General features: G+C 41.1%; 6 protein-coding genes and 1 pseudogene. All 7 read left to right on the top strand.

Features of this window, described 5'->3' with window-relative positions:
• Nucleotides 1-740: pseudogene (locus tag A3KS_RS23870) on the top strand (hypothetical protein); the annotation flags it as partial.
• A 141-nt stretch (nucleotides 741-881) separates the two neighbouring features.
• Entirely contained in the window at nucleotides 882-2,639 is a 1,758-nt protein-coding gene (gene dnaX, locus A3KS_RS0117785; RefSeq protein WP_026396042.1) for a DNA polymerase III subunit gamma/tau, read from the top strand.
• A gap of 80 nt (nucleotides 2,640-2,719) precedes the next feature.
• Complete coding sequence (locus A3KS_RS0117780) at nucleotides 2,720-3,064, top strand: YbaB/EbfC family nucleoid-associated protein (protein WP_026396041.1); 345 nt, start codon at nucleotides 2,720-2,722, stop codon at nucleotides 3,062-3,064.
• Nucleotides 3,065-3,071: 7 nt separating this feature from the next.
• Entirely contained in the window at nucleotides 3,072-3,671 is a 600-nt protein-coding gene (gene recR / locus A3KS_RS0117775; RefSeq protein WP_026396040.1) for a recombination mediator RecR, read from the top strand.
• A gap of 25 nt (nucleotides 3,672-3,696) precedes the next feature.
• Nucleotides 3,697-5,430, top strand: a complete 1,734-nt coding sequence (gene ptsP, locus A3KS_RS0117770) for a phosphoenolpyruvate--protein phosphotransferase (RefSeq protein WP_026396039.1) — start codon at nucleotides 3,697-3,699, stop codon at nucleotides 5,428-5,430.
• 25 nt (nucleotides 5,431-5,455) lie between these two features.
• Nucleotides 5,456-5,719 carry an HPr family phosphocarrier protein gene (locus tag A3KS_RS0117765; protein WP_026396038.1) on the top strand — a complete coding sequence of 88 codons (264 nt, stop codon included), beginning with the start codon at nucleotides 5,456-5,458 and terminating at the stop codon, nucleotides 5,717-5,719.
• A 97-nt stretch (nucleotides 5,720-5,816) separates the two neighbouring features.
• The gene (locus tag A3KS_RS0117760) at nucleotides 5,817-6,197 is read left to right on the top strand and encodes a YtxH domain-containing protein (protein ID WP_026396037.1); all 381 of its coding nucleotides are present in this window, start codon (nucleotides 5,817-5,819) and stop codon (nucleotides 6,195-6,197) included.
• The last annotated feature ends 5 nt before the right edge of the window (nucleotides 6,198-6,202 follow it).

The raw sequence follows: 6,202 nt of genomic DNA, 5'->3' as shown, positions 1-6,202 counted from the left end.
AAGCTAAAGCGAAGGCAGAAGCAGAAGTTAAAGCGAAGGCAGAAGCAGAAGCCAAAGCGAAGGCAGAAACTAAAGCCAAGAAAGAAGCGGAAGCTAAAGCCAAGGCAGAAGCCAAAGCGAAGCAAGAGGCAGAAGCGAAAGCAAAGGCCGAGGCAGAAGCAAAAGCCGCGGCTGAAGCCAAAATTAAGGCTGAGTTAGCAGAAGCAGAAGCGAAAGCAAAGGAAATTGCCCAAAAAGCAGCAGCAGCAAAAGCTGAAGCGGAAAAAAAGGCTAAAGCTGTGGCAGCAAAGTCCAAGGACTTAATCGAAAAAGTTCACAAAAAAGTTCAAGATGAAGCAATCGCAATAAAAAAAGCCGCTGAAGATAAACAGGCGCTGGCTGAAGCTAAAAAGCAACAAGAAATAAAAAAACAAGCAGAAATGCAAGCGAAAAAAGAAGCTGAAGAAGCAGCAAAGTTAAAAGTGGAACAGGAAGAAACAAAAAAAATAGAGCTGGCTCGTCAAAAAGAAGCAGAAGACAAAGAAAAAAACAAAATCGAGCTGGAAGATCGGATCCGCAAAGAAATTAGAAATAAAGCTAAAGAACTGGAAGAAATGACTGCCAAGGCAGCTGAACGTGCAATTGCTAGAGAGAAAAAAGTACGGGCAGAAATTGCTGAAAAGAGACAGAAAGCACAAGTTGAAAAAGAACAGGCAAAAAAAGCAAAAAAAGAAAAAGAACTGCCATTTCATCTTTTATAAAAGTTTAAGAAGTTCCTTTTAGGTGGGAACTTCTTTTTTTAGGTGCGAATAACCCCTAAATCGTTGTATGCTTTTAGCTATACAATTAATTCAGATTGTAATATAATAAAACCATTAAAAGTACAGGATAAAGAGGGAACAATGTCATATTTAGCGCTCTATCGGAAATATCGGCCGCAAACCTTTGATGAGGTGGTAGGCCAGGAAAGTATTACCCGAATACTGAAAAACCAAATTAAATACAATCGAATCGGACACGCCTATCTATTTTCAGGAATCAGAGGGACGGGGAAAACTTCTTTGGCAAAAATTTTTGCGAAGGCGATTAATTGTCCGAATGGGATTGATGGAAATCCCTGTAATCAGTGTGATGTTTGTCTAAAAATTGATCGCCCGGGAATTATGGATATTATCGAAATTGATGGGGCCTCCAATCGTGGCGTCGATGAAATTCGTGAAATTCGGGAGCGAATAAAATACCCCCCAACAGTTGGGAAATATAAGGTGTACATTATTGATGAAGTGCATATGCTCACCAAGGAAGCGTTTAATGCTTTATTAAAAACCCTTGAAGAGCCACCAGAACATGCCGTATTTATACTGGCCACCACAGAACCAAACAAGTGTCCGGTGACGATTTTGTCGCGTTGTCAACGCTATGAAATTCGACCAATTCCCAAAGCTCTAATCATCGAACAGATGAAAAAGATCTGCCAAGATCTTCAGGTTAATATGTCAGAAGAAAGCTATGATTTTATCGCGACACGGGGTGAAAACTCAATGAGAGATTCACTCAGCTTATTGGATCAGATTATTGATCTGCAAAATGAAGCTGGTAGCGTAGCCTTCAGTGATCTGCTAGCTTTCACCGGGATGGCAGATAAACAAAGTATCTGTGATTTAGTCAAACGAATTATTGCTCATGATAGCACCGGTGTTTTAACTTGTTTGAGAGAACTGGTCAGCAAAGGAAAAGACAATATCTTATTAATGGATCAGGTGATCGAATTTCTACGGGGAATCTTAATCACTAAAACCGCTAAAGAAACAGCTAAGGAAATTTTGCTCTGTACCCTCGAGGATTTTGCCGCCTATGAAGAATTGAGTAAACAGCTGACATTCGAGCAATTGTATCAAATGATCAGCCAGCTCATTGATGAAAAAAACAAACTGAAATACAGCAGTCTTCAGGGAATTATAGTGGAAATGGCCTTATTAAAACTCTGTCTGGGGGATCAAATAACAGGATCGCCGCAAAGAGTGGAAACCGTTTCGCCCAAAAAAGAGCTTAAGCCATTGCCGCTGGCTAGTTCTCAAAGTAGACCGGCAATCGAGTCGGTGTTATCAGAAACTTTGTCTCAAACCCAAAACCAGCCATCTGATAATAGCTTGTTTGAAACTGGAAGTGAAGCTCAGGAAGAAGAACGTTTTGCACCGGGGGCAGAAACCTTTGAAGTGATCCCCGAAAGATCGGATCGCGTTGACCCATCCGGGCAAGAATCAATAGTCAACCAGCCATTAGCAGATAAAAAAGTGAAAACTGGTAGCAGTCGCCATGATGGCATCAGATTCTTTAAAATTCTTTGTGAAGAAATCGGAAAAACAAACTCCGGTCAGGCGATGTTTTTAAAACGGGGGGAACCGGAATTGGAGGGAGAGGCACACCTATCAATCGTTTATTCGGTGGAAAACAAGAATTTTTATCAGTTTGTCAATAAACCAGAGCTGATCAAAGGGTTTGAAACGGCACTTCTTCAGAAAACGGGAAAACCACTCACGGTCGCAATTAAATTGGAAGAAGAAAATTTCAATGAGCTTGATCTGGTCGAAAAAACCATGAGAATAGTCAATGATGAGGCTGTTAAAGTAATCAAAACCGAAGATCAACTTGAAAATTAGCTTAAAAAGATAGTGATAACCATAGACTATTAGTGTTATAATAATGAAGTTATTAAGAATAAAAACTGCAGGAGGACAGAATGGCGAAAAGAAAATTACCGGCCGGTATGGGCGGTGGAAACATGAATAATATGATGAAACAAGTGCAGAAGATGCAACAAGATATGGCTAAATTGCAGGAAGAACTCGAAGAACGGGAAGTTGAAGCGACAGCTGGCGGTGGTGCCGTTAAAGTCGTGGCGACTGGTAAAAAGACCATTTTATCGATTAAGATTGACCCGGAAGTGATTGACGAAGATGATATAGAAATGCTGGAAGACCTGGTGTTGGCAGCAGTCAACGAAGCGATTGTCAAAGCAGAGGATATGGTTAATACCGAAATGGGAAAAATTACCGGTGGCATGAATATACCGGGTTTAATGTAGGTTATCAATGGGCTATTACCCAAAAACCCTTGAGCGGTTAGTTCTGGAGTTAGGAAAACTGCCTGGCATCGGAGAAAAATCAGCACAACGGTTAGCTTTTCATATCATCAACCTCTCAGATGAAGAAATATCAAGCCTATCCGAGGCATTAATATCAGCAAAAGCGAAAATTGTATTGTGTCAGAAATGTTTCACTATCACTGATAAAGAGATCTGTGATATTTGCGAGAATCCAAAACGTGACCAGGAAACCATCTGTGTGGTTCAAAACAGTCGGGATATTTTTGCAATTGAGAAAACCCGGGAATACAATGGACTTTACCATGTTCTACATGGAGCTATCTCACCACTGGATGGAATTGGACCCCAGGACATCAAAGCCCGGGAACTTTTGCTGCGAATTGGTGAAAGTGACATTAAAGAAGTTATCATGGCAACAAATGCTACCGTTGAAGGGGAAGCTACCGCCATGTATTTAGGCAACCTGATTAGTCCGCTTGGTGTCAAGGTTACTCGGTTAGCTAAGGGCATCCCCATCGGTGCGGACCTTGAATATACAGATGAAATCACATTAATTAAAGCCTTTGAAGGAAGAAACGAGATATAAACCTTTAAAAAAAGGAGAATTAAAGATGTTTGTAAAAGAAGGAATTATTGCATCACCTGGTATTGTTATCGCTAAGGCACTTGTTTATGAGAAGATTCTTGTCGAAGTAAACAAGCATAAAATTGAAGACACTGAGGCAGAAATGGTTAAATTTCAGAATGCAATCCAAAAAAGCCATGAGCAATTGGAAGCCATTCGAATAAAAGCCATCAATGAGCTTGGGGAAGAGGAAGGCGCTATTTTTGAGGCCCACGCCATGGTTCTGGATGATCCGGAATTTGTGGAAGGTGTCGAAGCAGAAATCAATAACAATCACCTGAGTGCCGACTATGCCGTTAAGAACGTCACCGACCGGTTTTATGAAATTTTTGATCAGATGGATGATCCCTATTTCAGTGCCCGGGCAGCAGATATTAAAGATGTGGGTACCCGGGTTCTTCAGAATATTCTGGGGATTGTTCAGGCCGATTTGTCTAAACTGGACGAGGATGTAATTATCATAGCCGATGATCTGACCCCTTCAGATACAGCTCAAATGGATAAAAAACGGGTAATGGGTTTTGCCACCAACATTGGCAGCAGAACATCTCACACTGCCATTATGGCTAGAAGTCTTGAAATACCCGCAGTTCTGGGTTTGGGTGATATCACCGGGACAGTTAAGACCGGTGATCTAATGGTTGTTGACGGTCTGACGGGTAAGGTGTGTGTTAATCCTACAAACGAACAATTAGAATCCTATCAAAACGAAAAAATGAAATACCAGAATTATCTTAAAGAACTGGAAGCGCTGAAAGATTTGGATGCCGTCACCTTAGATGGCAGAAAAGTCGAATTAGTCGGGAATATCGGTGAGCCCAATGATGTAGCTGGAGTCTTGAAGAACGGTGGCGTCGGGGTTGGACTCTATCGAACTGAATTTTTATATATGAACAGTGATGTGATGCCTAGCGAGGAAAAGCAATTTGCGGCCTACCGTTCAGTTTTAGAAGCTTTTCCCAACGGACCGGTAATTATTCGAACCCTGGATATTGGTGGCGATAAAAAACTGCCATACTTACCGATGGATGACGAACAGAATCCATTTTTGGGTTTGCGGGCTATCCGACTTTGTTTCAAAGAAATCGGTTTATTCAAAATTCAACTCAGGGCAATTTTAAGAGCCAGCGTTTATGGCCATGCCCATATCATGTTCCCGATGATTTCATCAATTACAGAAGTCAGACAGGCAAAGGCGATCCTTCTGGATTGTATGAAAGAGCTGGATCAAGAACAGCGGCCCTATGACAAGGCTGTCAAGGTAGGAGTAATGATCGAAATTCCTTCAGCAGCGATTGCGGCTGATATTATTTCCAAAGAAGTTGATTTCTTCAGTATCGGTACTAATGATCTCTGCCAGTATACCCTGGCGGTGGACAGAATGAATCAGGAAGTTTCTTATCTCTATGACCCATTTAACCCTGCTATTTTGCGACTCATTAAGCAGGTGACGGCAACATCTGAAAAGAAAGATAACTTTTTTACCGGGATGTGTGGTGAAATGGCCGGAGATCCTTTGGCTGCCGTGCTCCTGCTTGGGTTGGGCCTTTATGAATTCAGCATGAGTGCCCTGTCAATTCCCCAGATTAAAAAGATCATTCGGAGTGTTCGTTATGAAGATGCCAAAAACATTGCCGATGCCGCGCTTAATATGGATAGCGGTGAGGAAATAATGGATTTTGTTCAAGAATCAATGAAAAAATTGAATTTAAATATTTAGAAAAGAATCATTAGGAGGAATTACAATGGTAAAAAAAGAAGTGACTGTATTAAATGCAACAGGTTTGCATGCTCGCCCTGCATCGATGTTTGTTCAAACAGCCGGTAAATTCAAATCAAAAATATTTGTTATTAAAGAGGGAAACTCGATTAATGCAAAAAGTATTATGGGTATTATGGCCGGCGGAATTTCCCAGGGAACAACCATCGAAGTTCAGGCCGAAGGCGACGACGAAGCCGAAGCAGTGGATGCATTAGTACAATTAATCAACGATAAGTTTGGCGAATAGTTTCTTTGAAATAAAAAATAAAATAAATAACTGTTAATTAAGGGTATTTTGAGGTAAAATGTAGTAAATATCACAATGAAAAGTGGAGGAATTTAAAATGAGCAGTAACAAATTATATTTTGTTGGCGGACTTTTTCTCGGAACCATCATCGGCGGGACACTGGGTGTGTTATTGGCACCGGACGCTGGCGAGCAAACCCGGAAAAAATTAGCTGAAGGCACAGAAGAAGCCCTGGGCAATGCCTATGATCAAGCCGTAGAATATGGTGAAAATCTCAAAGAACAATTCCAGGACATGCAAGAACAATTTACTGAACGAGTTAACGAATACAAAAATCAGATCGAAAGCAAGATTCAGGAAATCCAGGACGAGGTTGAACAGGATATTGCTGATTTAAACGAAGAGCTGGAAGCTCTTGAAAAAGAAGAAGCGGAATTGACTGAAGAAGCAGAAGTTGCTGATAAAGAAGAAGCGTAAGGATT

Origin of the sequence: Acetobacterium malicum subsp. dehalogenans DSM 11527 (assembly GCF_000472665.1) — a bacterium.
Classification (GTDB): Bacteria; Bacillota; Clostridia; order Eubacteriales; family Eubacteriaceae; genus Acetobacterium; species Acetobacterium malicum.
The sequence above is the reverse complement of the archived record's forward strand: the minus strand, read 5'-3'. Positions and strand labels throughout refer to the sequence as shown.